20 protein-coding genes are annotated in these 26,446 nt (G+C 37.0%); 1 reads left to right on the forward strand and 19 read right to left on the reverse strand.

The window, feature by feature from the left end; translation table 11 throughout:
• Nucleotides 1-116 precede the first annotated feature (116 nt).
• The 10 genes from HT730_RS00965 to HT730_RS01010 form a co-directional block, all read right to left on the reverse strand.
• Entirely contained in the window at nucleotides 117-1,883 is a 1,767-nt protein-coding gene (locus HT730_RS00965; RefSeq protein WP_173306533.1) for an L-fucose isomerase, read from the reverse strand.
• A gap of 12 nt (nucleotides 1,884-1,895) precedes the next feature.
• A complete protein-coding gene (locus tag HT730_RS00970; protein ID WP_173306534.1) occupies nucleotides 1,896-2,624 on the reverse strand; it encodes a class II aldolase/adducin family protein in 729 nt (242 codons plus the stop codon).
• Nucleotides 2,625-2,638: 14 nt separating this feature from the next.
• Complete coding sequence (locus tag HT730_RS00975; protein ID WP_173306535.1) at nucleotides 2,639-5,656, reverse strand: glycoside hydrolase family 98 domain-containing protein; 3,018 nt, start codon at nucleotides 5,654-5,656, stop codon at nucleotides 2,639-2,641.
• A gap of 13 nt (nucleotides 5,657-5,669) precedes the next feature.
• A complete protein-coding gene (locus tag HT730_RS00980) occupies nucleotides 5,670-7,883 on the reverse strand; it encodes an alpha-galactosidase (RefSeq protein ID WP_173306536.1) in 2,214 nt (737 codons plus the stop codon).
• A 21-nt stretch (nucleotides 7,884-7,904) separates the two neighbouring features.
• Nucleotides 7,905-9,776 (reverse strand): alpha-N-acetylgalactosaminidase, encoded by a 1,872-nt coding sequence (locus tag HT730_RS00985; protein WP_173306537.1) that lies wholly within the window; start codon nucleotides 9,774-9,776, stop codon nucleotides 7,905-7,907.
• 5 nt (nucleotides 9,777-9,781) lie between these two features.
• Nucleotides 9,782-11,101, reverse strand: a complete 1,320-nt coding sequence (locus HT730_RS00990) for an alpha-L-fucosidase (protein ID WP_173306538.1) — start codon at nucleotides 11,099-11,101, stop codon at nucleotides 9,782-9,784.
• Nucleotides 11,098-11,937, reverse strand: a complete 840-nt coding sequence (locus tag HT730_RS00995) for a carbohydrate ABC transporter permease (protein WP_049522255.1) — start codon at nucleotides 11,935-11,937, stop codon at nucleotides 11,098-11,100. Before HT730_RS00995 ends, HT730_RS00990 begins: the two co-directional genes overlap by 4 nt.
• A 2-nt stretch (nucleotides 11,938-11,939) precedes the next feature.
• Complete coding sequence (locus tag HT730_RS01000; RefSeq protein ID WP_078140508.1) at nucleotides 11,940-12,869, reverse strand: sugar ABC transporter permease; 930 nt, start codon at nucleotides 12,867-12,869, stop codon at nucleotides 11,940-11,942.
• Nucleotides 12,870-12,955: 86 nt separating this feature from the next.
• Nucleotides 12,956-14,248 carry an ABC transporter substrate-binding protein gene (locus HT730_RS01005; RefSeq protein WP_050220529.1) on the reverse strand — a complete coding sequence of 431 codons (1,293 nt, stop codon included), beginning with the start codon at nucleotides 14,246-14,248 and terminating at the stop codon, nucleotides 12,956-12,958.
• 28 nt (nucleotides 14,249-14,276) lie between these two features.
• Nucleotides 14,277-15,680 (reverse strand): rhamnulokinase family protein, encoded by a 1,404-nt coding sequence (locus HT730_RS01010; RefSeq protein WP_173306539.1) that lies wholly within the window; start codon nucleotides 15,678-15,680, stop codon nucleotides 14,277-14,279.
• Nucleotides 15,681-15,855: 175 nt separating this feature from the next.
• Here HT730_RS01010 and HT730_RS01015 point away from each other — a divergent pair, with 175 nt between their 5' ends.
• On the forward strand, nucleotides 15,856-16,629 hold the full coding sequence (locus HT730_RS01015) for a DeoR/GlpR family DNA-binding transcription regulator (protein ID WP_173306540.1): 774 nt from the start codon (nucleotides 15,856-15,858) through the stop codon (nucleotides 16,627-16,629).
• 1,536 nt (nucleotides 16,630-18,165) lie between these two features.
• On the opposite strand, the gene adcA is transcribed toward HT730_RS01015, so the two are convergent.
• The 9 genes from adcA to HT730_RS01060 all read right to left on the reverse strand — a co-directional run bounded on the left by adcA (nucleotide 18,166) and on the right by HT730_RS01060 (nucleotide 26,234).
• Nucleotides 18,166-19,671, reverse strand: coding sequence for a zinc ABC transporter substrate-binding lipoprotein AdcA (gene adcA / locus HT730_RS01020; protein WP_173306541.1), 1,506 nt, complete (start codon nucleotides 19,669-19,671; stop codon nucleotides 18,166-18,168).
• Nucleotides 19,672-19,680: 9 nt separating this feature from the next.
• Complete coding sequence (locus tag HT730_RS01025) at nucleotides 19,681-20,487, reverse strand: metal ABC transporter permease (protein WP_000950030.1); 807 nt, start codon at nucleotides 20,485-20,487, stop codon at nucleotides 19,681-19,683.
• Nucleotides 20,480-21,184 carry a metal ABC transporter ATP-binding protein gene (locus HT730_RS01030; protein WP_001269496.1) on the reverse strand — a complete coding sequence of 235 codons (705 nt, stop codon included), beginning with the start codon at nucleotides 21,182-21,184 and terminating at the stop codon, nucleotides 20,480-20,482. Before HT730_RS01030 ends, HT730_RS01025 begins: the two co-directional genes overlap by 8 nt.
• On the reverse strand, nucleotides 21,184-21,624 hold the full coding sequence (gene adcR / locus HT730_RS01035; protein ID WP_001249314.1) for a zinc-dependent transcriptional regulator AdcR: 441 nt from the start codon (nucleotides 21,622-21,624) through the stop codon (nucleotides 21,184-21,186). The genes HT730_RS01030 and adcR overlap by 1 nt, the downstream gene beginning before the upstream one ends.
• Nucleotides 21,625-21,776: 152 nt before the next feature.
• A complete protein-coding gene (gene dltD / locus HT730_RS01040) occupies nucleotides 21,777-23,045 on the reverse strand; it encodes a D-alanyl-lipoteichoic acid biosynthesis protein DltD (protein WP_173306542.1) in 1,269 nt (422 codons plus the stop codon).
• Nucleotides 23,038-23,277, reverse strand: coding sequence for a D-alanine--poly(phosphoribitol) ligase subunit DltC (gene dltC / locus HT730_RS01045; RefSeq protein WP_173306543.1), 240 nt, complete (start codon nucleotides 23,275-23,277; stop codon nucleotides 23,038-23,040). The genes dltD and dltC overlap by 8 nt, the downstream gene beginning before the upstream one ends.
• Before the next feature lie 13 nt (nucleotides 23,278-23,290).
• On the reverse strand, nucleotides 23,291-24,535 hold the full coding sequence (dltB, locus tag HT730_RS01050) for a D-alanyl-lipoteichoic acid biosynthesis protein DltB (RefSeq protein WP_173306544.1): 1,245 nt from the start codon (nucleotides 24,533-24,535) through the stop codon (nucleotides 23,291-23,293).
• Nucleotides 24,532-26,082 carry a D-alanine--poly(phosphoribitol) ligase subunit DltA gene (dltA, locus tag HT730_RS01055; protein ID WP_173306545.1) on the reverse strand — a complete coding sequence of 517 codons (1,551 nt, stop codon included), beginning with the start codon at nucleotides 26,080-26,082 and terminating at the stop codon, nucleotides 24,532-24,534. Before dltA ends, dltB begins: the two co-directional genes overlap by 4 nt.
• A gap of 20 nt (nucleotides 26,083-26,102) precedes the next feature.
• Nucleotides 26,103-26,234 carry a teichoic acid D-Ala incorporation-associated protein DltX gene (locus tag HT730_RS01060; RefSeq protein ID WP_000813667.1) on the reverse strand — a complete coding sequence of 44 codons (132 nt, stop codon included), beginning with the start codon at nucleotides 26,232-26,234 and terminating at the stop codon, nucleotides 26,103-26,105.
• Nucleotides 26,235-26,446 lie beyond the last annotated feature (212 nt).

Below are 26,446 nucleotides of genomic sequence, written 5' to 3' on the forward strand. Positions count from 1 at the left end.
ATATTTAACATCATTATATTACTTTTTGTATTCGTTTTCAATTATTTGTGAAATATCTAACAAATGTTTTTAAAAGGATAGGAGGGACGTAAGTTCACCTCCTATATAAACAAATTTTATTTATGTAGTGGCCCCAACAACTGACATGCACGATAGTCTGCTGATTCTAGATCATCTGTTCCAAATAAGGACCAATTTTTAGGTCTAAAGATATCTTCCTCAGGTACATTATGCATATTGACAGGAATTCTCAACATAGAAGCCAAGGTAATCAAGTCTGCACCAATGTGTCCATATGTTATCGCTCCGTGATTAGCTCCCCAATTATTCATGACGTCATAGACAGACTTGAATGCACCTTTTCCTGTCAAACGTGGAGCAAACCAAGTAGTTGGCCATCCTGGATCTGTACGATTATCTAAAGTATGGTGAACATCTTCAGGAAGTTCAAGTGTGTAACCTTCTGCAATTTGTAGCACTGGACCAACCCCTTTTAGAAGATTGAGACGTACCATTGTTACTGGCATATCCCCCTTCGTCAAGAAGCGAGTTGAGAATCCTCCTCCACGGAAGTATTCGCGGTTTGCTGGTGGGAAGTCTGTGTTTTCAAGCATAGCCTGCACTTCACTTTCTTCCAACTCCCAGAATGGTTTCATAACAGGTTTGCCATCTCGAGTAGCTTGACCTGTACCATCCAATGTACAAGAACCTGAGTTGATTAGATGTAAGAATCCAGCTGCAGCACGCCCCTCTAAAGCATGTCCCGTTACACGTTTAACAGCCTCTGGACTCCAATAAGTACGCACGTCAGCAAAGATTTGTGGGGTATTCGTCAATAAGTAATTAAAGAGCATAGACACACCATTTAGTGAATCATTCTCTGTCGCAAATACAAATGGTTTTCGAATACCATTCCAGTCAAACTGAGTATTGAGAAAAGTTTCCATAAAATCTCCATTTGGAAAATGGTCTGTCCACTGACGTTGACCTTGAAAACCAGCTACTAAAGCATGGTGACCAACTGCTTCTTCCTCAAAACCAAGCTCTGCTAAACGAGGATTCCCCTGCATAAGATCTCGACCAATCATGAACATTTTTACAACAAATTCCCATTGTTTTTCTTTTTCTTCTTTAGAAAGAATCAAATCTTCACGATTGCGATCAACACCTTCTTTAATATGTTCTTTTACCCAAACCATAGCACGTTCGAACTCTTCTGGGTCATAAATACCACGGTCAATACGGCGTGTAAATTCCGTCATATCTACAGATTCATTTCTCATTCCTAGGTATTCTTGGAAGAAATCTGGATTCACAATAGAACCACCAATACCCATTGATACACTACCCATTGATAGGTAAGCAGTGTCTCGCATCAAGCCAGTTGCAAGAGCTGCACGCGCATAACGTAAAAGTTTTTCTTTGACATCTTCTGGAATATCTGTATCACTAGCTTCTTGAACATCTCTACCATAAATCCCAAAGGCTGGAATCCCTTTTTGAGCATGTGAAGCTAGTACAGCTGCAAGATAGACAGCTCCTGGACGTTCTGTCCCATTAAATCCCCAAATAGCATGAGGAATGTCTGGAGACATATCCATAGTTTCACTACCATAACACCAGCATGGTGTAACTGTAATTGTTGCGCAAACATTTGATTTTTTAAACAACTCATGTGAAGCTGCTGCCTCTGGAACACGACCAATGGTAGATGGAGAAATCACGCATTCCACAGGTTCCCCATCTGGATATTTCAATGTGCTTGAAATAAGATCTGCCACACTTTTAGCCATGTTCATTGTTTGCACTTCAAGTGATTCGCGTACACCTTGACGACGACCATCAATAGTCGGACGAATACCAATACGTGGATGTTGGATCATAATACTTTCCTCTTATTTTTCTGTTTCTTTCATACTACCATCGCCATTATATTTACGGTAGCCTGGGTGACGACCTGTAACCTTATAATTTTCTCGCATTGAGAATAGACGTTCTAAAGTAGGACGAGCAATTTCTTGTTCTTCAATACCTTTTGTAGACAGTAACATTCTTCCATGGAAGGTTGTCTTTGCTACTAATTCTAAAGTTTCCATACGGTAGTATGCTGTAATGACATCGCTTCCGACAGTCAGAGCTCCATGATTTTCTAATAGCATGACATCATGATCTGGTAAATAAGGTGTAATTGCTTCTGGCACTTCCATTGTAGACGGAACTCCAAATGGAGTTATAGGAATTGCCCCAACCACAATCGCGCTCTCAATTAGTGAATAAGTATCTAAAGGAATATGTGCAAGAGCAAATCCTGTTGCAATCGGTGGATGCGCGTGAACAACCGCACGGACATCCTCACGTTCTTCGTAACAACGAATGTGCATTTTAATTTCACTAGAAGGCCGGTAATCACCTTCTGCTTCTAAAATCTCTCCTTTGAGATTTAACTTCACCAGCTTTTCTGGAGTAATAAAACTTTTGCTGATGCCAGTAGGAGTTGCAATAATGGTATCCTCATCTAATCGAACAGATACATTCCCATCGTTTGCAGCAACCCAACCAAGTTGCCACATCTTATGACAAACATCACAAATCTGTTCACGAATTAATTTTTCATCTTGAGACATAAACTCACTCCTTTCTAAAAATGAAGTTCGAATTCAAGATTTCCGTTACTGTTAATGGTAATAGTAACCGTATGATTTTTCTGATCAAAATTGAGAGATGGCTGATCATAGGAATTATTTGTTCCTGTTAATGAATGAATAGTAGGAAGTTTATCTATACCTCTTAATACTATCTTTGTAACCCTTTTCTCTCCAAACTGAGTATCTTTGATATAATGTTCATCAATCCACTTAATCGCACCTTTTTTGGTCAATTGTGGTAGTTTCCTTGCCTGATTTGCATCTTGAGCATTAGACCATAGTGAATCTTTATTTGTTCTAAAATTATTTAAATTCACTTTCAATCCATTACTTATTCTCTCAAAAATACCATAGGTATGAGGTTCAAATTCAACATCCATTTCTAAAGAATTAAATTTTAATTTTCCAGTCTGTTTAACATTCTCATTTACCTTGTAATTATAGACAAACCATCTATTATCTAATTTCTGAGCAAAGATATCTCCATCATAATTCGTAGGATACAGCTTATTCAAGTATTCTTTTCTAGCCTGAGTAGAGCTAAATTCTGGGGAAGTGATCTCCTTAATCTGAATACGATTACCAGAAACAGACTCTTTCAATTTATCTGTTTTTAAAATACCTGGAATAGCTGGAATAACATTATAACGACCAGTCATGTATAATGGAGTTTGTTCTCTATCAGTATTTACGTTTACAAAGAACTTACCATTTCCTTTATTTGAATAGTCTCCATGTATGAATACTTTTGTATCCTCAAGTACCTTTTCTTTAGATGGTGCTGGATGTGCTATTACATATCTAAAAAATTCTTTTATTACTTCGCTAAAGAGTAAGCTTTCTTTATTATTTACACCATAGGTATAAGCTGGATGTTCAAAATTATAAACTACACCTCCATTAAGGTAAACCCCTAAAGCCTCTTCTCCTAGCATAGACTCTGGTTCAGTCAACCATTGTCTATCTCCTTGACTTTTTCCGATATTACCAGTTGCAAACAGTTTCCATTTACCTGTCTCATACCACTTCCAAGTATCCATCAAACCACCCCATTGATAAGTATGATTTGATAGCCAAAGTCCCTTCATATAACTTTCTGTAGTTGAATCATTTCCCTCGGCAGCAGGTGTATTTTTGAACATGAAAATAAGGTTCTTCCAGTACTTATCAACAGATTTCTGAAATGCTATCTTACCGTTTTTTCCAAATGCTTTTTCTATTGCAGAACCATTATTTTGTTCAGCCCATATAAAATATCCTCCATTTTTAGCTGATACTTTTAAGTAATCTGCCGCCTTATTTTCAATATCATTTGCCCAAATCCAATAATTCTCTGTACTGAAAATACCATGCAAATTTGGATATTTTTGATACATTTTATCAATCCAGCTGGTACTTAACCAATGTGCCGAAGTATAATAAGGCATATTACCAGCAGTGTAAACCGTCAGAATAACTGGAATTGGTTCATTTTTTCCAGTCTTAGGATTTACATATTTCGCTGCTTCTTCTAACATATGTTCATAAAAATCTCTAGCAGCTCCATCTCTTTTAGGAAGATCATCTGGATGTAATTGTATAACAGTATATGGTTTTAAGTCATCTGGTATATGCTCCCACTTACCTGTTAATGTATCTCCTCCCCAAAAAGTATATTTCCCTTTGTTAAACTCTTCTCCGTTAGCATATAAAGGCATCATAAGTAACGGATGTTCATTATTAATTTCACGACGTTTATCAACTTCTGACCAATCATTAGGATTCTTAAATTTACCATTTGCCATAAACAAGGCTCCACCTAAAACCAATTCGTCAGCCCATGTATGTTTTCCTGAATATGATTTAAGTTCTATCGTCTGTGTATCTTTTGGAATTTCAACATCAACCAGAAATGCCGATGTATCATACTTAATTCCTTTCGGATATTTTGAATCTGATGAGTAAATGACTTTACCATCCGCAACAACTTCAAATTTTTGAATATCTGCGTAATCTGAATTTAAATGATTGGCGCTCCTATCAATTCCGACATAGGAAATAAATCTTGTAACATTAGCACCCGAAACATCATATTTTATACTAGACGGGTTACTTGCTACAGTTCCCAATCCTTTATTAAATTCTATTTCCTTCCCGTCAATTAATAATTTTATTTTATTATTTGCACCGTTATTACCAGGTGTAAACGGTTTATCTTTCTGAACTGTTTTTGATTTATCGTCATCACCATGAGTAGCATCAACCCATTCTAAATCAGAAAGATATACTCCTCCATTAATTCCTTTATTAAGAAGATCTGGAGTTATAGTTTGAGTACTAACAGTTTTAATAAGTTTAGCATCAGCAAATACAACTTCATCACCCCATGTATGTTCTCCTGAGAATGATTTTAAGGATATTTTTTTAGCGTTTTGTGGAATTGTCACACTAATAAATTGTGCCTGGGTATTATATCTGAATCCATCTGGATTAGTTACATTACTGGAATAAACTACTTCTCCATCTATTTCTATTTCTATTTTATCCACTACTGCGTGGTCTGCTCTAGAACTATTAGCACTTTGATCAATTCCTATATAAGTTTCAAATTTTTCAAATCCTTGACCACTAATATCATAGCTGATTACAGACGGGGAATCTGCGACTGTCCCTATTCCTTTATCAAAATACTTAACTTTATTGTCAGAAGTAAGCAATGAAATTTTAGTATGTTCTCCTTTATTTCCTGTTGTAAATGGAGCATCTTTTTGTACTGTTTTTGTTTTATCTACATCACCATGAGTTGCAGAAGACCAATCCATATCTGAAAGATATGTCATCTCCGTATCAGTTTCTTGATCTTTAGTAATTGGTTTTCTTAAGTTATTCACTGTTACTCTAGCAGTTTCAGTACTAGCTCTGTCATTAGAATTACTTTGGACTACATCTGCATAAACCAATTTACTTCCTAAAAAACTTGTTAAAACAGCCGTAGCTATTAAAATCTGTTTTGCTATTTTTTTATTTTCCATTTTTATTTCCTCATTATTTACATACAACTTCCTCAATAACAAATAATTTTGTAAGATATTCTGGAACACATAGTGCTAAATTACTTAAACTGACTTTTATTCCAGCATTCATTAATTCATCTCCATAAAAGAACTCATCAAATCCAGAGACGGAATAGCATTTATCTTTATCTAAACCACTAAAATAAACTCTTGTATAACCTGGGTTCAACTTACTATTCAATTGAGCATACAGTAAAATCGACTGGCATTTATTCTTTGAAACAACTTGCCAACTAGCAGAATCACAACTAAAAGGACTGTTTATCCTATAAAAATCCCCATATTGAAACAATGAACGATATTTTTTATAAAACTGAATTTGTTCTCTCACTTGTTCTTTTTCTTCTACCGACAATCTCGTAACATCTAATTCATAACCGAAATAACTAAAATAAGCTACATTTGTCCTAGTGTCCAAACTCGTTTGTCTTCCACTTTGTTCATTTGGAGAAATAGAAACATGGGCTGTCATCATTGATGGAGAATATCCATAAGAAGTTCCATGCTGAATTTTCAACCGTTCTATCGGGTCCGTATCATCACTCGTCCACGCTTGCGGTGCATAATACATAAGTCCTAAATCAAAACGTCCACCACCTGAAGAACAAGATTCAAATAGAACTGAAGGGAACTTAGTTATTAAACGATCTAATAACTGATAAAGACCTAAGATATATCGATGACCAAATTCCATCTGCTGTTCAGAATCAAGTTCAATACTATAAATATCTGTTATATGACGATTCATATCCCATTTGATATAATCCAGATTTGTTTCGATTATGATTTTAGAAATAGAATCAAAAAGGTAATCAACAACTTCCTGTCTCGTCAAATCCAACACATATTGATTTCTTCCTACTGACTTCTCTCTGTCTAACAAATGGATAGTCCAATCGGCATGATTCTTGTACAAATCACTATCAATAGAAATCATTTCAGGCTCAAACCACAAACCGAATTGTAAACCTATTTTGTGAATTGCATCTGCAAGAAATCCAATACCTTCAGGAAGGCGACTTCTATCTGTTACCCAGTCACCCAGAGAACTTTTGTCATCTTTCCTATGACCAAACCAACCATCATCCAGTACAAATAATTCTATCCCTAAATCTTTAGCAGCCTTTGCTAAATCTAAAATTTTTTCTGTACTCAAGTCAAAATAAAATGTTTCCCAACTATTGAGTATTATAGGACGACTAGCTTGAGAAAAATTAGGATTAACTAAATGATGTCGATAAAAATCTGATAGTTGTTGGCTCATCTGATTCATCCCTTGATCAGAATAGGTCACAATTGCTTCTGGTGTCACAAAACTTTCGGCAGGATTTAATAAAAAACGAAATTCTACTGGATTTATTCCTACCGTTACTCTAGCTGTGTCAAAATGGTCAACTTCAATCATATTTTGAAAATTTCCAGAATAGATAAAGTTAAAACCATAAACCTCACCACTATGCTCGGTAGTTTCCCTCCTTGATAGCATAAAGAAAGGATTTTGCTGAGGACTTGATGAGTATCTCAAGCTATCTATTGCTTGAATACCTGGTCTAAGCGAAGTTCTATATAACTGACGTTCCCTCAGCCATGCTCCAGAAAATTGAATAAAGTCATATTGACTATCAGGTAGATCTAGCTGTAAGCTCATTGCTTTCAAAAGAGTCAACTTATTATTGCTATTATTTAAAAATTCCGTATTTCTAACTAAGACATTGTATTCCGGAAAAATTGTGTAATTTAGTCTAACAGTTAAATCTAATATGGAATCTGTTAAAATAATCGTTAATGTTTCCGCACACTGACCAATATCATCAAATGTTGAAGGTAGATAGTTAAGACGATTTTTCCCTTTTTCAAGTTCAAAACCTTGATATTTTAGTGTCGTTATCCTACTACCATTCATTCCTTGAACTTGAAAGGCTGGATGCCGAAAATCTCCTTTCCCGTATGAAGAATATTCATTTTGTATCATAGACTGTTGAATATCCTCAAATTCTTCAGAAAAAGATACTTCAAATCCTCTTTTTTCATAGGCCATCAATTGGTTATAATTTTCCTTGACATGAATCCTTTTCCCAAAATATAGATGTTGAAGTTCCCCATTTTCTAAAATTCTAAAAATATAACTACTATCTTTCATTTCCAAATGAAAAACGGTCTCGTCCTTATTAATATAAATCGTCATCTCTACCTCACAATTTTTTCTTTACTTCTTCAGTATCACGATAGAGTACGGTGCCAATTCTATCTCATCTTCTTGAATAGTAAAATCTCCAATTACTCTGGTAAAATTCTCTATCGAAAGATTCTCTATTTTTATTTTTTGTTTAATCTGAGCAGGATTTCTCAGAGAGAGAATTTCAGTAGAAGTCTTCTGATTGTGACACTTATAACCATAAATTTCAAATTTTTCAGGACTTCCTCCTATTTTTTTACTATATTTTAGTGTTTGATAATTCTCCTCTATCCATTTGACGGCACGAGCATTGGCTTTCCAGCGTTCTTCATCAAACATATCAAAAGAATAGTGAAACTCCCAAAAAGCGTTCCCTCTTGTTGAAATAAATAATAGATAAGCTTCAAAATCTGGTATTGATGCAAACATTTGATGATCCATGTACCAGGTATTTGCACTGACAGCATAGATTGGTTCATGATTATAAAGCGACCACATAGGTAACTGTATCTCACGTTTTTCCAAAAATTCTTGATACTGAATATCTCGGTAAGTAATCATACGATTGATATCATTACCTGCATTCTCTGTAAACCCTACATCTTGAGATATTTGAATCCATAAACTATTGACCCACTGTAAAAACCATGGACTAGGATTTACATAAGAAGTCAAGTTTAACCAACAATCTTTTCCTCCTCGCTCCTTTCTTAGATCTATCAACAGTTGAATTAAGAACTCATAAACCGCTGTCATGGTATACATACCATGCGACCCACTCTTATCAGGTTTGTCAGGTTGAAGTAACCAGCCATCAATTTTCCAATAGCTGATATCGAATTCTTTTTGATATTCCAACATCTTTTTCTTCATTTGATTGAGATAGTTAAAATCAGCGACGTTTACATCATTTGAAGTATAATTTTTAGAGCCAATCCTTAACTCTGGATGTGCTTCCAACCAATCACTCATAATGATTTCCGTCCCATTATAACCACCTCTGGGACCAATCCATAATCCTAGGCTTGAACCAAATCCATTTACAAGATGTTTAATATTTCTCAAACCATTTGGGAATTTATGATTGAATTCCCAAACTGATTGATAGTTTGTCCAACCATCATCAACAACATAAGCATCTAAATGGACTCCATGATTTTCAAATCCATCTCTAATCTCAGAAAAACTTTTTAGAATACCTGCTTCTGTAATGTCGGTCATATGGTCATACCAGGAATTATACTGTTTACGGAAATAACTAGGTTGAGCTATTCCTTCCACATATTCAAAAAATGCCTCTTGAATCTCTTCTTTTTTATAGGAACCTGCTCCCCCAACAATACAAGGCCACAAAATTTTCTCTTGATTAATAACCGTTCCTAAGTAATACCTTGATACATAATGTCTACAATCTACCTTGTTTTCAGACATGGGAAATTCCATTCCTAAGAATAAAGAATTAGCATAAACAGGTTGTCCCAATTCTACATAATAACCGGAAAAATTTGCCATTTCCTTAATACAATCTTGTCTTTTAGGATAGAAAATATGGTCTTCTGTTTCAAACTCAAAACTCTCTACCTCTACAGATTTAATAACTTCAGTAGAAGATTCTAAAACTAATTGTTTCGAAAGAACATCATCCCTCGATTCAAAGATTAAACGTAAACGAATGGAAGGATAAACAAAAGAAACCTCAATCCGCTTATCTCCCTCTTCCCTAACGATTGCTGAAAAATGATTTGAAGAAAGTTTTATACCATTCTCCAATGTAATGGTAAATTCCTCTTTCGAAACATTTTTTATCATTACTCCTGCCCGTTTGTTTACGATATCAGTAGTATAAAATCGACCATCTACCCAAAAGAAATTACGTCTTACATTTTTATTTTCAATTTTCATATAAACTACTCTCTCAACTCAATTTTTATTACGCTATCAATCAAGTCTGGTAATGGATAGGTAAAATGAGGAACTTCTCCAAACTGTGCAAAACAAATTCCTTTATAGGCATTGGTCGTCCAGCTTTCTGAAATTTTCACCTCACTTCCATCATGAAGAAAGCTCATTCTTTTTACGTTTTCTTTACTAATACCAAGAAGAGCTAACGGACCTATAGGTTGTTCAAATACATGAGCATAAACCGTATTTCCGTTACGAGTATAGTATCCCCAATCTGGTTTTGGTAAATTTTCATCTCCACTACATCCATAAATTGCCTCACCATTTCGAGACATCCATTGATGAAAATCATCTAATATTTTCTTACTTGGATCATTAATTCTTCCCAAAGCATCTGGGCCTACATTAAGAATCATATTCCCGTTTTTACTAACACATTCAACTAACTTTCTTATCAAAGTTTGACTAGACTTATATAGATAATCAGTAGAATTATAAGCCCAATTGTTATTCATAGTTAGACAAAGTTCCCAAGGAACAGGCTCACCTTTAAAGTTTCGAATACCTTCGTGAGGAACAATTTGCTCTGGACTAACAAAATCTCCAGCATAAGAGGTAATTTCATCTGTAACAATACTTCCGAATCCTTCACCTGATGTTTCTAATCTATTATCTACGATAACGTTTGGCTGATAATGACGAACCATGTCTATTAATTTTGAAGCTCCCCATTTTTCACCTACCATGTCTTCATAAGAATAATCAAACCATAATATGTCAATCTGACCATAACCAGTTACAATTTCTTTAACTTGATTGTGCAAATACTCCAAATAACGGTCAAAGTTAATTTTCTCATCTCGATAGGCTTCATTTCCTCTCATTGGATGATTTAGATCAGCATATTTAGGAAAATCAGGATGATACCAGTCAATCAAACTAAAATATAACCCTACTTTTAAACCTTCAGCTCGAACGGCATCTACAAATTCTTTAACTAAATCTCTACCTGCAGGTGTATTTGTTGATTTATAATCTGTAAATTTTGAATCAAACAAACAAAATCCATCATGATGTTTAGCTGTTAAAACCATATACTTCATCCCTGCAGCTTTTGCTTGTTTAGCCCATTCTCTAGGGTTATATTCCTTAGGATCAAAAGCTCGAAAATATGGTTCATAATCTTCAATAGATAATTTCTGATGACTACGAATCCATTCCCCTTTTCCTGGAATAGAATATAAACCCCAATGAATGAACATCCCAAATCTTGCTTCTCTAAACCACTGAGTTCTACTATTGATAGTTTCAAGTGTATGTTTCATCCTTTTACTGCTCCTCCTCCTAAAGCTTCAATAAAGTATTTACTTGTAAATGCAAATAGAATGATTGGTGGTAATACGATTACAACAATCGCTGAAAAAAGACCATTATAATTAGTATTAAAACTTGTAGTAAATTGACCTAGTAATGCTGGTACTGTTAATTCATTTTTATCAATCACCAACATAGATGCCCAATAATATTCATTCCAGTTATTAATAAAGGCGAGTACTGCTGCTGTTAAAATTCCAGGTCTAGCAATTGGCAACATCACTTTCCAAAAAGTTTGAGCATATGTCGCACCATCAATCTCTGCCGCCTCCTCCAATTCTTTTGGAATAATTTCAAAATAGTTCTTTATAATGAAGAAACTCATAGCAATTCCACTACAAGAGTAGACTAGAATTAGAGCAACTGGGGTATTATAAATCCCCAACGCATTTACTAATCTATAAACTGGAAAAGTCATAGCTGTTGCTGGAATAAATAGAGTAGAATACAGCATAGAAGTCACTAACTTCTTCCCTCTAAATTCCATCCTAGCAATAACATATGAAGACATGGAAATCATAACAATGCTAATAATAACTGATATAGACACTACTTTAAAGCTATTCCAAAAGTAAGTGAAAACATGAAGTTTTGTAAAAACATTTATATAACCATCAAGAGTAAAGTCAGTTGGTAAACTAATACCTGGATTTTTCATAGGATCTGCTTTTAATGATGATAAAAAGATCCACGCAATAGGGAAAATGGAAATTAAAATGGTAAGGAGCATATAACCATATATAAGAACTTTGCCTTTTTTACTAATACCATTTATATGTGTATTCATAATCATTTCCCACCTTTCAGTCTTTTTCTTTCTCTGAATAAAATATTAATACAAACGATAATCAACATTCCACCTAAGATTTGTATAACTCCAATTGTATTTGCACGAGCATACTGAGTTCGTGAGCTAGCCACCGCTAATTCTCGAATAACAAAACTGATACTTTTTGTTCCTGCAGCACCATTTGTCAAAAAGAATACTTCGTTATAGAGCAAAAATCCTGAAGTTGCTGCCATAATTGAAACAGTTTTAATTGTCCCCTTAATCATCGGAATCGTAATATACCACTCTTTCCTCCAACCAGTAATATTGTCTAAAATAGCAGCTTCTTGAACTTCTTCTGGAATAGCAAAAATTTGCCCTAGAATCATAATGGTTGATGCTCCTGCAAAGAAAATATAAGCGCCAGTCATAGCAGCTATATTTAATCCTGGAGTCAACAGTACTGAATCTTTAAACGATGGATTAAATAGATGAATAATTTGGTTAACAACGCCATAGTTTGGATTATAGATTTGAAGAAAAATCAATCCCATAGCAGCACTAGAAATGATACTAGGCACAATATAAAGATTTCTAGATATCTTCCATCCTTTTAATTTCTTAGATAATGTAATTGCAACAGATAAAGCTAAAGGAACTTGAATAATAACACCAATTACAGCCCAACGAACAGAATTAATTAGAGCTTCTGTAAAAAATGGGTATTCTTTAAAAACATACCTATAATTTTCAAATAATTTATCAAATCCAAGAAACTCAGGGGTGTTTAAATTTGTATAATCCCATTTAGCAAATGAAGTTAAAAAGATTGTTACTACAGAATAAAAATAAAATAGAAAGAAACAAATCAACGTTGGCAAAAGAAATAAAAAGATAAATCGTCTTTTTTGATTCTTCCTATTTTGTAGGCTCATAACTTTTTGTGCCATAAACAAACTCCTTTTTTCAACTATATGAGTAAAATCAAGCTCAGTTGGCAGTGCCAACTGAGCTTCGTTTCCACTCCCTAAAACAATTAACCAATCAATGATTTCAACACATCTTGAGTAGATTTCACTTTTTGATCAACATCTACATTTTCAGCAGCACTTTCTGTCAATGCATTGATAATAGCTGTGTGTACATCGCCACCCCAAACATCACTTACAGTTGGAACAACTACTTTTGCATTCTTAACTTGAGTGATTGCTTGTCCTAAAATTTTAGTAGTAGCTTCTGAACTCTTTTCTGAAAGTTCTTTTACATTTACATTTTCATCAGAAGGATTTGCTCCTACTTTTTCAAAAATTACTTTTTGTACATCATCGCTAGTCATATATTTCAAAAACTCAAGAGCTAGTTTTTGTTTAGCTTCAGACATCTTACTTGAGATAGTGATACCACCTCCAGAAGAACTAATTGCTACACCTGCAGGATAGATTCCAGGTGCAAGACTTGGGTTCTTAGACATCTCACCAGAAGCCCACACACCATTAAAGAAGACTGCAGATTTACCTTCTTGGAAGTCTTTAGAATAAGCATTAGCATCGCCACCAGCATTCTTAGAACCATTAGCTTGAATTTCTTTCATAACCATTTTCAAAGCATCTGCAAATTCTTTAGATTCGATTCCTTCTTTTGTTAATGGTTTGTCTAATAATTTACGCCCATTTTCTGTGGTTCCTAAGACTGTATTAAACAAGCGAATAGATGGTTCTCCAGCACCAAATGCATACACTCCATCTTGCTTTCTCACAGTAGCCATTGCTTGTGTAAAATCTTCCCAAGTATTCCACTGATCAGGTGTTTTAGCACCTGCTTTTGCAAATATATCCTTGTTATACCACAAACCCATTGTAAATAACTGTTCGTGAACTGTATAAATTTTTCCATCTTTTTGGTTTTGTTTATAGTTCAAACCAACATTTTTTTCAAGCTTATTTGAATCGATATATGGTTTCAAATCTAAAACAAGTTTTTGTTCAATTGCAGCTAATGATACTGCATTACCTGCTAGGTCAATCACATCTGGAAATTCACCACTAGCAACCTTGTTATTCATTACATCCTTCAAATCACCATTTATAGGAATTGGTTTAAATTCTACACCACTATCTTTATGTTCTTCTGCAAATTTATCATATAAATCTCGCATAGTCTTAGCTACAGGCCATTCATCTTCACTATGATGATACCCATGATAAAATTCTAATACTTCTTTACCAGAAGAACTTCCACCGCTTGCATCCTTAGATGTTCCACAAGCTGCTAAACCAAGGGTAGCTACTAACCCGATAACAGCGCATTTCAAAAGACTTTTTTTGTTCATGACAAAACCTCCGTTTTTTTATTTTTGTTTATGATAGCTGAGGATAATAATATTGTGTATCAGCAATATTTGTCATAATATCCTTTAACCCTGTATCCTCGTTTATTTTACCTTGACTTAATAGCTGTATACAAATATTCCCTACAGCTGTAGCCTCAGTTGAACCTGTAAGAACCTCTTTACCAGTTCTATCAGCAATCATTTGATTAAAGTAACTGGCTCTAGCACCTCCTCCAATCACATATATCCTTTTATAAGACTTATGAGTTAGTTCTTCTAATAACTCTATCGTTTTCCTATACGTTTCTGCTAAGCTTTCATAGACAATCTTGAATAACTGTCCATCTGTCCATTTTCTGGTACCATAACGATGCTCTAGATATTCTATCAAAGTAGTATACATATCTGATTCAATAGCAAATTGAGATTCTTCAGTATCAATTAAAGGAAGAACTTCGGGTTCTTTTTCTACCATTGTTTTAATATCGTCAAAAGAATAGGCTTTTCCTCTTCGCTCAAATGAACGTCTTAGCTCCTCTATGATCCACAACCCTGTACAATTCTTCAGAAATGTAATCACTCCATCTTTACCGACTTCATTTGTAAATCCATAACTGAAGGATTCGGTACTAAGAACAGGTGAAGAAAGCTCCACTCCAACTAAAGACCAAGTACCTGATGAAATAAATAAACTACCTTCTGTCTTAGGAACTGAGACAATCGCACTGGCTGTATCATGGCTACAAACATTCACAACAGGAATATCTCCTAAACCATACTCCTCTTTTATCCTTCCAAGGACATTTCCCTCTGAAACAATTTCAGGAAGTAAAGATGAATCCAATTCAAATAGTTTTAAGATATTCTGATTCCAATTTTGACTCCTCGGATCAAAGAGTTGCGTTGTTGAAGCAATACTTTTTTCTGTAGCAAACTTACCTGTCAAGAGATAATTAAACAAATCTGGCATTAAAAGAATCTTATTGGTCTTATAGAAAGAGTCAGGAGATTCTTGACGTGCCTTAAAGAGTTGAAACAAGGTATTTATCTCCATAATCTGATTTCCTGTCTCTGAATACAGTTTTTCTAATTCAGTAATTTCAGATATTTCCTTTAACACTCCCTTTGTTCTTTCATCACGATAATGAACAGGTTGTGATAACAGCTTACCTTCATTATCAATCAGTCCAAAATCAACTCCCCATGTGTCAATACCGATAGATAAAATCTTGTAACTAGTATTAGCCAAGCGGATGCTTTCAAGAATTTTAGCTAGTAGAAAGTCAACATCCCAAGATAAATGCCCTTTTACTCTAATAGGTAGATTAGAAAAGCGATTTATTTCTTCCATTACTAGTTTATTTTCAGAAAGGTAACCAACGATTGCTCTTCCAGAAGTCGCACCTAAATCTATTGCTAAAACCGCTTCCATTTTTCTTCTCTCTTCGTCCTTGATTAACTTTATTATAATCCCCATATTTTATTTTTTCAATATGTGAACGCTTACTTGAATAATATTCAAATGTTAACCCAATATTCATAAAAATAATTCAAATTCCTCCAATTTGTGCTATAATATAGTTGAAATGATAAATTAGGAGGAGCTTATGATAAAAGATGAACGTGTACTTGAATTGATTGAAATTATCAAAAAGAAAAAAAGAATTGCCGTAAAAGAGCTGGCAGAAATCACTTTCTCCAGCACAAGTACCTTACGTCGTGATTTAATTTTCTTAGAAAATCAAGGTCTTATCAAAAGAAAGCACGGATACGTGACCCTGTCCTCTATGAACACAATTGAACTTTCTCATCAAATACGTGAAGGAGAAAGTACGCGGCAAAAAAGACTAATCGCTAGTCTCGCTAAAGACTTTATTCGGTCAGGCATGTGTATTTATCTTGATTCCAGTACGACTGTCTACGAACTCTGTCCTCATCTCGCCGAACTAGATAATCTAATTATTTTTACAAATGGTCTACATACAGCACAAACCCTATCTGAGACTGTTAGAGATAGCTCCAAAATCTTTATCACATCTGGCGAGGTCAAACATCAATCCTGTTCCGTGGTCAACTATGATAAAGAAAATTCTTTATTAGATCACTTTAATATCGATTTAGCATTTTGTTCAGCAAGAGGTATTGATGACCAATATGTTTATGAAGCTTCTCTCAGCCAAGCTATTTCAAAAAAGAATATTATTGACAAAGCCCATGAAACCATCTTACTGATTGATAGTTCTAAATTTTACAAGACTGGATTTTTTAAAATTAATCCCCTCTCCAAATACACAACCTTTATTTCTGACACCTTGCCAGATCAAAAATTATTAGACGCAGTAGAATTATTTGATGGAGAATGGGTTTCTGATAGTCAATGAAAATCAAATAGGAAGCTAGTCTCAGGTTGCTCAAAGTACAGATTTGAAAATTGATCAAGTCAGCTCGAAACACTGTTTTGAGGTTGTATATGGAGCTGACAAAGTCAAGTCCCCCATGGACACGGCAAGGCGAAGCTGACTTGATGTGAAGAGATTTTCGAAGAGTATTCGTTCTGTCTGCTGACTGATTTACAAATATTCACCACATGACATTATTTTCTTAGCAATTCTAAAAACAGAGGCTGGACAAAAACTCAATTTCAGGAGAAAATGGAGTAAACCTTCCCACAATAAAACGCATAGTATCAAGTTTTTGCACACCTGATATTATGCGTTTTTCTGATTTTAAAGACTTTGTCGCCTAGACCCTATATTTCAAGAATTAAGTGACCTTGATGATCTAAATTTATTGTGGTATACTATTTTGGTCATCGGTTACCGATTACGTTCCTATGGGTTCGTGAGAGGAGGTGAAACTAATGAGCCTTATCATAGAGCTCGCTCTTACTATTATAGCGGATGTTATAGCTGGAATTATCTTGTATTTCGTCTGCAGATGGCTAGATAGTAAAGAGTAAACCGAGTGACTAGCCTATAAACACCCGTTAAATCGCTAAGATACGTCAAAAAAGCCCTTAACTATCGCACTAGTTAGGGGCTTTGGTGTTCTAATGAACCTTATCAATTAACTATATTCTAGCATATAATCTACAATAGTTCAAGCATTAAGTGACCTTGATGATCTAAATTTAGTGTGGTATACTATTTTGGTCATCGGTTACCGATTACGTTCCTATGGGGTCGTGAGAGGAGGTGAAACTAATGAGCCTTATGCCTGAGCTTGCTCTTACTATTATAGCGGATGTTATAGCAGGAATTATCTTGTATTTCGTCTGCAAATGGCTAGATGGTAAGAAGTAGACCGACTGACTAGCCTATCAACACCCGTTAAATCGCTAAGATACGTCAAAAAAGCCCTTAACTATGGCAGTAGTTAGGGGCTTTGGTGTTCTAATGAACCTTATACACTAACTACATTCTAGCATATAAGCCCAGATATTTCAAGAGTTTTATTTATTATTTAAAGTTCCTTAGTTCTGAAAGGTATTTGATTTTTCATCAATTCATTTAAAAATACTATACAAATTTCTTTACATTTTCCATAAGTGTGATATAATGAACTCAATAAGATAACTTGTGAAGGATAAACGCTGGGTCCCAGAATGGGGTAGACTGAAAGGTTGAGCATTCCTATGTGCCTGGGGTTATCTTTTTATTTTGATTTTTTAAGGCTCTCTACAAAATTTAGAGGGTCTTTTTCTATTACTATAGAATATACCAAAAAATCCCTTAACTACTGCAATAGTTAAGGGATTTGGTGTTCTAATGAACCTTACCCGATAAAATTATTCTAACACACAAGCGCTAAGATTTCAAGAGTTTTATTTATTGTTTAAAGTTCTGAAAGATCTATAATGAAGTTAGCCATCTAGTACCCAAAAACCGACTAGCTCCTATGAACTAGTCGATTTCTCATCAATGCGCCAACATTTCTTGGGCGATTTCTTGTCCAGATAGGTTATCTGGGTAGTAGGTTGGCCAGTTATCCATTTCTTCAAAGAGGGCTTCTTGGCTTGTGCCTCCAAAGAAGATATGGAAATGTTCTGCCTTAACTGGGGCGATATTGTGGTCACTAAACTGAACATACTTGAATTGTCCAGCGTCTGCATCTGTGGCTTCAAAGAGGAAGCGCACGCCACGATTGCCTTTCTTGTAAGTTAAGATTTTCTTACCAACATACTTGTAGGTGAATTTCTTACTTTGTCCACCTTGAACAAATTCCATAGTATTATCAGTAATGTTAATCTTAGTCACATCTGTCTGATAGCCTTTTGTATAGTAGGCCTTGTACTCAGCCTGAGTCATCTTACCAGTCAACTTAGCCTTGTAGTCAAAGACTTGGTCAAACGTACCATCTTCAAGGAAAGGATAAACTGATTGCCAGTTACCTGCATAGTCACTCAAGGTACGATCCTTGACATCTGCATCCCCAAAGTAACCATTTTGAACTGTCTTAGTATCCTCTGCCTTTTCAGGTTCGATAGCTGGACCTTCTTGGTCTGTTGTTTGTTTCAAAGCCTTGAGGTTTTTCTCCATGATAGAGATATAATTTTCTCCCGCCTTGGTGTCCTCTTCTGTCAGACTTTCTAAAGGATTGAGGACATCAGTTTTGACACCTGCTTCTTTTGAAAGTGTATTAGCAAGGGCTTGTGAAGCATTTTCCTCAAAGTAGATATAGGCGATTTTATTTTTCTTGACATACTCTGTCAATTCTGCCAAACGAGCAGCTGATGGCTCGGCATCTGGTGAGAGGCCTGAGATTGCGACTTGTTTGAGTCCATAGTCCAAGGCAAGGTAGTTAAAGGCTGCGTGCTGAGTAACAAAGCTCTTTTGTTTGGCTTGAGACAAGCCTTCTACATAAGCCTTATCCAAGGCTTGCAATTTTTCGATATAAGCAGCTGCATTCTTCTCAAAGGTCTCTTTTTTATCAGGATAATCTGCTGACAAGCTATCACGGATGTGCTCTACAAGTTTAATGGCACGGACTGGTGATAACCAAACATGGGGGTCAAACTCATGGTGATGGCCTTCTTCTCCATGGTCATGGTCTCCCTCTTCTTCCTCACCACCTGGCAAGAGCAACATATCACCTGTCGCCTTGATGGTTTTCACCTTTTTCTTATCCAAGGTATCTAGCAATTTAGGTACCCATGTTTCCATGTTTTCATTTTCATAAACGAAGGTATCTGCGTCTTGGATTTTGGCAACTGCCTTGGCAGACGGTTCATATTCATGGGGTTCTGTACCAGCACCGATGAGGAGTTCTACATTAGCAGTATCTCCTGCGACTTGCTTGGTAAATTCATAGACAGGGTAAAAGGTTGTCACGATATTTAGTTTGCCATCTGCCTGTTTTTGATGGGAACAAGCCACTAAAAACAAGGCACATAGACTGGCTAGTAATAAGCTAATTTTTTTCATCTTAGTCTCCTATTTGATAAAACGTCTTACTAAACTGATTAGCAAGAAAACAGTTACAAAAATAATAGTAATACTTGCACTTGCAGGTGTTTCTGCATAGTAGGAAATGTAAAGTCCTGCCACCATTCCCAAAAATCCAATAGCACTGGCAAGCAGCATAACCGATTTAAAGTTTTTCCCCAGACGCAGGGCAATACTAGCTGGCAAGACCATAATGGTCGATACCAGAAGAGCTCCCGCAGCAGGAATCATAAGGGCAATGGCCACCCCTGTCACCATGTTAAAAAGAATGGACATGGTACGAACGGGCAAGCCATCCACAAAGGCCGTATCCTCATCAAAGGTCAGGATATACATTGGACGAAGGAAGAGGAAGGTCAAGATCAAAACAACCGCTGCAATGACAAAGAGGGAAATGACCTGCTCCTCACTGATAGTCACGATTGAACCAAAAAGGTACTGATCCAAACTCATAGAACTAGAGCTTTTACCCTTGCTCATGACAATCAGAGAAACAGCCAGACCTGTTGACATGAGGATAGCTGTCCCGATTTCCATAAAGCTCTTGTAAACCGTACGGAGATACTCCAGAAAGACCGCCGCAATCAAGACAATGGCAATAGTGGAAATAGTCGGAGAAATCCCCAGAACCAAACCAAAGGCTACTCCTGACAGGGAAACGTGACTGAGGGTATCGCTCATCAAACTTTGACGGCGCAAGATAAGGAAGGTTCCAAGAACTGGCGAGAAAAGACTCATGGCAATAACGGCCAGAAAGGCACGCTGCATAAAGTCATAAGATAACAAACTAAGCATGACCCACCTCCTGATCATTCTCATGAACGTTGAAACAACGCCATGGCGAGTCTTGGTTACGGACTAGATGAATATTGCGGTCCGCATAGTCCTTAACTTCTTCAGGGTCATGGGTAATCATCAAAACAGCCTTGCCATGATGATGGGCGCTGTGGTGCATAAGTTCGTAAAATTCATTTTTACTTCCTGCATCCATTCCCGTTGTCGGCTCATCTAGGATAAACACATCTGGATCCGAAGCAAACATACGCGCAATCACCGCTCGCTGCTTTTGTCCTCCAGATAGAGACCCCAAGCGTTTGTCTCGGTGTTCCCACATACCAACTGAGTCCAGACTAGCCTTGATATGCTCCTCATCATGAGCATTCAAACGACGGAACCAGCCTTTTCGCGGATAGCGACCCGACTTGACAAATTCATAAACCGTACTTGGAAAACCAGCATTAAAACTGGCAATCTGTTGAGGAAGGTAAGCTATTCTCAATTTCTTACCCTGCGTATTTGTCTTTGAAATAGTCACCTTTCCAATGCGTGGTTGGAGAATTCCAAGACTGGCCTTGATCAGTGTCGTCTTAGCTGCCCCATTTTCCCCCGTTAAGGTAACAAATTCCCCACTATCAACACTATAATTGATATGTTCAAGAACGGGCTCTTTGTCATAATAGAAGGATAAATCCTCTACCGTAATGTATCTCATTATTTGATTTCTCCTACTAAAGCAGTCAAAAACCGCTGGATCACTTTTTGTTCATTTGGAGTAAACTGAGTCGCCACTTGTTCATAGGTTAAAAGTGTATGCTCATGGTGATGATGGTGCTCCTCAGCGATTGGACGAGCCAAGTCAGTCAACTGATAAAAAATCACACGCGCATCCTTAGGATCTTTAGATGTTTCCAACATCCCTTCCTTGACCAAAGACTTAATGGCCTTGGTAACTGCCGCCTGACTGACATTGAGGCGACGAGCTAACTCTGAATTTGTTAAAGATTCCTCCGACAAGAGCATGAGAATGTGCTCCTGAGTATTGGTCAGGGCCACCTCACTAGTACAGTGACCTATTAGGATTTCATGTTGGTTTTCCGCCTGTAAAATCACCTCATTCAAAAAGCCATCGATATCCTTCGCTAGCTGTCTCATATCTGACTCCTTTCCTTTTGAACTTCTCTTTTTTAAGAGAAAAATACTATTCTGTAGAATTTTATTTACCAGTTAATTATATCACAAGCAAAAAAAGAGTCAAGAAAAAACGTAAAAATCAGCTTCATTCTTGAACTCTTCTATATTATGATCTATTGAAATTCCTTGACATCTCCATCATAAGTCGCCCAGTCTTTGCTGAAAAAGCGCTCATTCAGATGGTAAGTCGGAGCTGGTGTGGGATTGGATAGGAAAGGATCAACAGCCTTGTCAAAAGCCAACCAACCCAACCAACCAAGGTGAATGGTGTCCTTCATAAAGAAAGACTCCCCGCCATCCTTAGAAAAATCTGCTATATTGGTAAAACCTTGACTCTCTAACTGGTAGCGAATCTTCTGCACCGTTTGTTGGTACATATCCTCTCGTAGACCAGCATAATCCATCCATTTTTTATTAACAGGTGGAATGATAAAAATCGGGTTTACCTTAGATTTAGAAAACTGGGTTAACACCAACTGCAGGTCATTATACTCCGGTGATTTAAGGTAGGTAAAGTTTTTCTGAGAATCCTTTAATTTCTTCAAATCCTTCTTGATCTGCTTATTATAGAAATCATTCTCCATTCCCAGATCATTATTGGAAGTATTTTTTTCAGCATCTGCTTTGACAACATCTTCTATGGCTTGATAAGAAAACTGATCTGGCAAGGTCTTTAAATACTTAGATACATGCTTCTCGTAGTTGATATAGCCTCTAACCGAAAACTGACCAAAAAAGGAAGCTTGGCGCTCATTAAAACGAGCCAATAATTCAATCATTTCATTGTCTGCCGTCGATAATTCTTCTTTGCTTGCCAACTTCTGAACCAGATCCTTCATAGCTACGTTTGGAAACTGCTGCAGCAAGCGAGTCGCTGCATATTGACTAGCCTGATCTCCAGATTGATGTTCCAGAAAACTGGTCAACTGGTCTCCATTAAAATACTGCTGAAAAGCTGCTGGCTCATAGCCATTTTTACTGAACCACTGAGGTGAGATAACATACACAACTTGTTTATTCTCCAGCTGTGGCAGCATCTGTTGCATCCCAAAATACTGGTTAAGCGATGCAGCTCCCCTCTGTCCTAAAAGATAAGGACGGTAGGAGCGATTGTATTTCTCAGCTAATACCGCAGGATGAGCACCGTCAAAACGAAGCCATTCACTGGAGCCAAAGAAAGGAACAAAACGCATATTTGGATCAGATAGCGCCCTGACCTTTTGACTTCGCTCCTTAAAACTATCGATAGTAGTAGCCACCGCTGAACGCTTTTCAGCTCCTAGATTATGATGCATCTCAGTAGGATAAAAGAAAATGAGCAGAAAAACCAACAAACCAGCTATCAAGACCGGTCCGAAGATCATCCATAAGCGTTTAAGCATTTTGTAGCTCCACAATACCAGCTATGATTTTATTAGCTGTATTCCAGTCATTGCGACCAAACTCTGTTACAGGGACACGAATGTCAAAACGGTTCTCAATCTCTACAATCAACTCAACCGTTCCCATACTATCCAAGACACCTGCATCAAAAAGATCTTCATCCATCATGTCAGAAACATCTTCCATAAACAACTCATCAATAATTTCGATAACTTCTGATTTGATATCCATATTTTATTTCCTTTTATTTTTTAAACCATAAATCATTCAAGAATCCAGAAAAGATTAAGAATGACAGCATGACGACATGGAAGGTGACAACCATGCCAAGCAACTGAATCCAGCGATTCTCAGGTAGAGCAGCTTTCCCTGCTTTTTTCCGTTCCTTATTGAGCGTTTTTTTCTTGCGAATCCAAGCGTCATTGATGACCAAGCCTAATCCATGAAAGAGTCCATAGGCAATGTAGTACCAGGTCACTCCATGCCAAAATCCCATAATTAGCATATTTACAATGTAGGCCACACTTGAAGTTACATTACGATTTTTAAAGACCTTCTTTCTGGTCAACACCATGACCATTCGCATAAAGACAAAGTCACGGAACCAGAAAGAGAGGCTCATGTGCCAGCGATTCCAAAATTCCTTTAAATCCCTTGATAAAAAAGGTTTGTTAAAGTTGATAGGGCTACGAATTCCCATCAAATTTGAAATGGCTAAGGCAAACATAGAATAACCTGCAAAGTCAAAGAAAAGTTCCAGACCAAAGGTATACATAACTGCCACGGCATAGGGGTTAAAGAAGCCACCTGACTGCAAAGCTAGATTCTTCAGAGGAGGTAGTAAAGTTTCTCCTAAAACATGAGCTAGGATAAACTTGTACAAAAAGCCCCACATGATATAGCGAACAGATTCATCCAGCATATCCATCAACTCATCTCGCTCAGGAATGGTCTGATAATTTTCATTGAAACGTTTAAAGCGATCAATTGGACCACTCGAGAAAGTTGGCATGAAGAGAAGGAAACGGAGGAATTCCCAGAGGGTAGAATCCTTAATCACTCCATCTCTCAGCTCGATGATAATCCCAACCGAACGAAAGGTCAGGTAAGAAATTCCCAAAAACCCAAGCAAAGACTGCGTTCCATTGATAGCTGGTTGCACCTTGACAAAGATAATCGGAAGGAGGGACAGAAAACTAACTAAGTAGAAGACCCACTTGCCATCCTTGCTTTTTCGATAATGCTTGTAGAAAAGCAGGAGCAATATTTCCCAGCAAAGGTAAATACCCAAGGCAGCCAACTGATTGGTCTTCCCACCTACCAACATGGTGACGATAAAGAAGAGACTAACCAGTACTTCATACCAGGCAAAGCGTTTCTTGAAAAAGAGACCGATAAAGATGGGTAAACTTGCAGCAATCACATAGAGAAAATACTGAGGATTGCCGTATGGCTCTAAATGAGGAAGCTGTTGAAAGAACTCCATCATCTCTTATTCACCTCGTTAATCAATCCTTTGATGTCAATCTTTCCATTTGGAGTCAGTGGCAAACTGTCTCGGTAAAGGAATTTGGACGGCATCATATAAGACATCATAATATCTGTCAAGTCTTCCTTGATAGCCTTGGTAATATCGATATCACGCTCAAACTGTTCACGGACACCGTCTTTCAAGATGACATAAGCCAATAGATTTTGCACCTTGTGGTCCTTGTTATAACGCGGAACTGCAACAGCAGACTCGATATAGCGAGACTTGTTGAGGTTTTGAGAGACATCTTCTAACTCAATGCGGTAACCGTTGAACTTAATCTGGAAGTCCATGCGTCCGCCGTAGAGAAGCAAGCCTTCATCTGTCATGGTTCCCACATCGCCTGTGTGATAGGCTGGTAACCCTTCAAATTCAAAGAAGGCTTCCACTGTTTTTTCAGGATTGTTCATATAGCCTTTTGAAACAGCTGGCCCAGAAACAATGATTTCTCCCTGTTCACCATTTGGCAATTTATTGCCGTCCTCGTCAATGATAAAGGTTGGAGAATCAGCCTTGGTATAGCCGATTGGTAGGCGTTTGAGAGTCGCTAACATCTCGTCTGTCACAGCAACTGCTGACAGGGCTACTGTCGCTTCTGTTGGGCCGTAAGCATTGATAATACGGGCATTTGGGAAACGCTCGCGCAGTTTTTGAGCCGTTTTAACCGTCAATTCTTCGCCATCAAAGTAGAAATGCGTGATTCCAGGCATTTTCTCACTATTAAAGTCTTCTGACAACATGGCCATATCTGCAAAAGAAGGGGTTGAGGTCCAGATAGCGATTGGCAATGAAAAGATGGTCGCAAAGAGTTGCTTAAAGTCCTGAGTGATGGCTGAAGGAAGAGCGAAAAGCGTACCACCCAGTGCCAAGGTCGGTGCCCAGTACATGACAGACAGATCAAAAGAATAAGGTGGCTGAGCCAGCATTTGCGGACGACTTGGCGTCGCAAATTCCTTATCCGTAATCATCCAATTGGTAAAGCTGAGGAGGTTATCATGGGAAATCTGCACTCCCTTTGGCTTACCAGTCGTACCAGAAGTAAAGATAATGTAGTAGTTATCATCGCCCTTGACTGGATGCGTGATTTCATAGTTATTCCCTTGAGCAAAGGCTTCTTGAACCTGAGCTAGAGTCATCATCGGTGTAGAAACCTGCTCCAATGGGAAGTCTGAGATGGCAATAATCAAACTTGGCTCTGCTATTTCTAAAATAGATGAAACTCGCTCCAAGGCCGAATGGCTATCAATTGGAATGTAGGCATGACCTGACTTAGTCAGCGCTACAAAGGTTGCCAACATTTCATATTCTTGGCCACCAAAAACAACCACAGGAGACTTCTCAGGCAAGCCTAGTTGGTCAATGGCTGTAGCCAAACTATCCGAATCAGCCTTTAAATCGCCATAAGTGTGTTCCTGACCCAAAACATTATAGACAGGATAGCTAGGCTGTGTCTGAGCAAAATGCTCAATGGTTTCAATCATATCTGCTATTGGTTTATTTGACACAATAGGGATTCTCCTTCAAGTTAAAATTCATTATAGATAAAGCTTCCTTGACCCTGACCAAGATAGCTAAAGAAGTAAAGCAGCCCTAGAAAGATAAGAAAATACAAGGCTGTCCGACCAAGAAAGAGGTACAATTCTTTTCTCTGTTTCATCAAGAAAAACCATTCATTTCTGTAATTTTTGCTAAATAAGATAGACTCTTACTATAGTATTTTTCTACTATTGTACCACTTTCTAGGGTAATTTTTCAATTGTTTGCCGTAGATTTTCAGTAGATTTCAGTTTATTTTAAGGATTATACGGTTTTTCTATGCATATTTTAAAAGAAAAGAACCCGAGATTTTCATCTCAAGCTCTTATCAAC

It is taken from the genome of Streptococcus sp. k-628, assembly GCF_013277475.1.
In the GTDB taxonomy this organism is placed as follows: domain Bacteria; phylum Bacillota; class Bacilli; order Lactobacillales; family Streptococcaceae; genus Streptococcus.

Bases quoted from the DNA above. Each gene is read 5' to 3' on its own strand.
- HT730_RS00965 (WP_173306533.1), bottom strand. From the start codon at position 1,883: ATGATCCAACATCCACGTATTGGTATTCGTCCGACTATTGATGGTCGT.
- HT730_RS00970 (WP_173306534.1), bottom strand. From the start codon at position 2,624: ATGTCTCAAGATGAAAAATTAATTCGTGAACAGATTTGTGATGTTTGT.
- HT730_RS00975 (WP_173306535.1), bottom strand. From the start codon at position 5,656: ATGGAAAATAAAAAAATAGCAAAACAGATTTTAATAGCTACGGCTGTT.
- HT730_RS00980 (WP_173306536.1), bottom strand. From the start codon at position 7,883: ATGACGATTTATATTAATAAGGACGAGACCGTTTTTCATTTGGAAATG.
- HT730_RS00985 (WP_173306537.1), bottom strand. From the start codon at position 9,776: ATGAAAATTGAAAATAAAAATGTAAGACGTAATTTCTTTTGGGTAGAT.
- HT730_RS00990 (WP_173306538.1), bottom strand. From the start codon at position 11,101: ATGAAACATACACTTGAAACTATCAATAGTAGAACTCAGTGGTTTAGA.
- HT730_RS00995 (WP_049522255.1), bottom strand. From the start codon at position 11,937: ATGAATACACATATAAATGGTATTAGTAAAAAAGGCAAAGTTCTTATA.
- HT730_RS01000 (WP_078140508.1), bottom strand. From the start codon at position 12,869: ATGGCACAAAAAGTTATGAGCCTACAAAATAGGAAGAATCAAAAAAGA.
- HT730_RS01005 (WP_050220529.1), bottom strand. From the start codon at position 14,248: ATGAACAAAAAAAGTCTTTTGAAATGCGCTGTTATCGGGTTAGTAGCT.
- HT730_RS01010 (WP_173306539.1), bottom strand. From the start codon at position 15,680: ATGGAAGCGGTTTTAGCAATAGATTTAGGTGCGACTTCTGGAAGAGCA.
- HT730_RS01015 (WP_173306540.1), top strand. From the start codon at position 15,856: ATGATAAAAGATGAACGTGTACTTGAATTGATTGAAATTATCAAAAAG.
- adcA (WP_173306541.1), bottom strand. From the start codon at position 19,671: ATGAAAAAAATTAGCTTATTACTAGCCAGTCTATGTGCCTTGTTTTTA.
- HT730_RS01025 (WP_000950030.1), bottom strand. From the start codon at position 20,487: ATGCTTAGTTTGTTATCTTATGACTTTATGCAGCGTGCCTTTCTGGCC.
- HT730_RS01030 (WP_001269496.1), bottom strand. From the start codon at position 21,184: ATGAGATACATTACGGTAGAGGATTTATCCTTCTATTATGACAAAGAG.
- adcR (WP_001249314.1), bottom strand. From the start codon at position 21,624: ATGAGACAGCTAGCGAAGGATATCGATGGCTTTTTGAATGAGGTGATT.
- dltD (WP_173306542.1), bottom strand. From the start codon at position 23,045: ATGCTTAAACGCTTATGGATGATCTTCGGACCGGTCTTGATAGCTGGT.
- dltC (WP_173306543.1), bottom strand. From the start codon at position 23,277: ATGGATATCAAATCAGAAGTTATCGAAATTATTGATGAGTTGTTTATG.
- dltB (WP_173306544.1), bottom strand. From the start codon at position 24,535: ATGATGGAGTTCTTTCAACAGCTTCCTCATTTAGAGCCATACGGCAAT.
- HT730_RS01060 (WP_000813667.1), bottom strand. From the start codon at position 26,234: ATGAAACAGAGAAAAGAATTGTACCTCTTTCTTGGTCGGACAGCCTTG.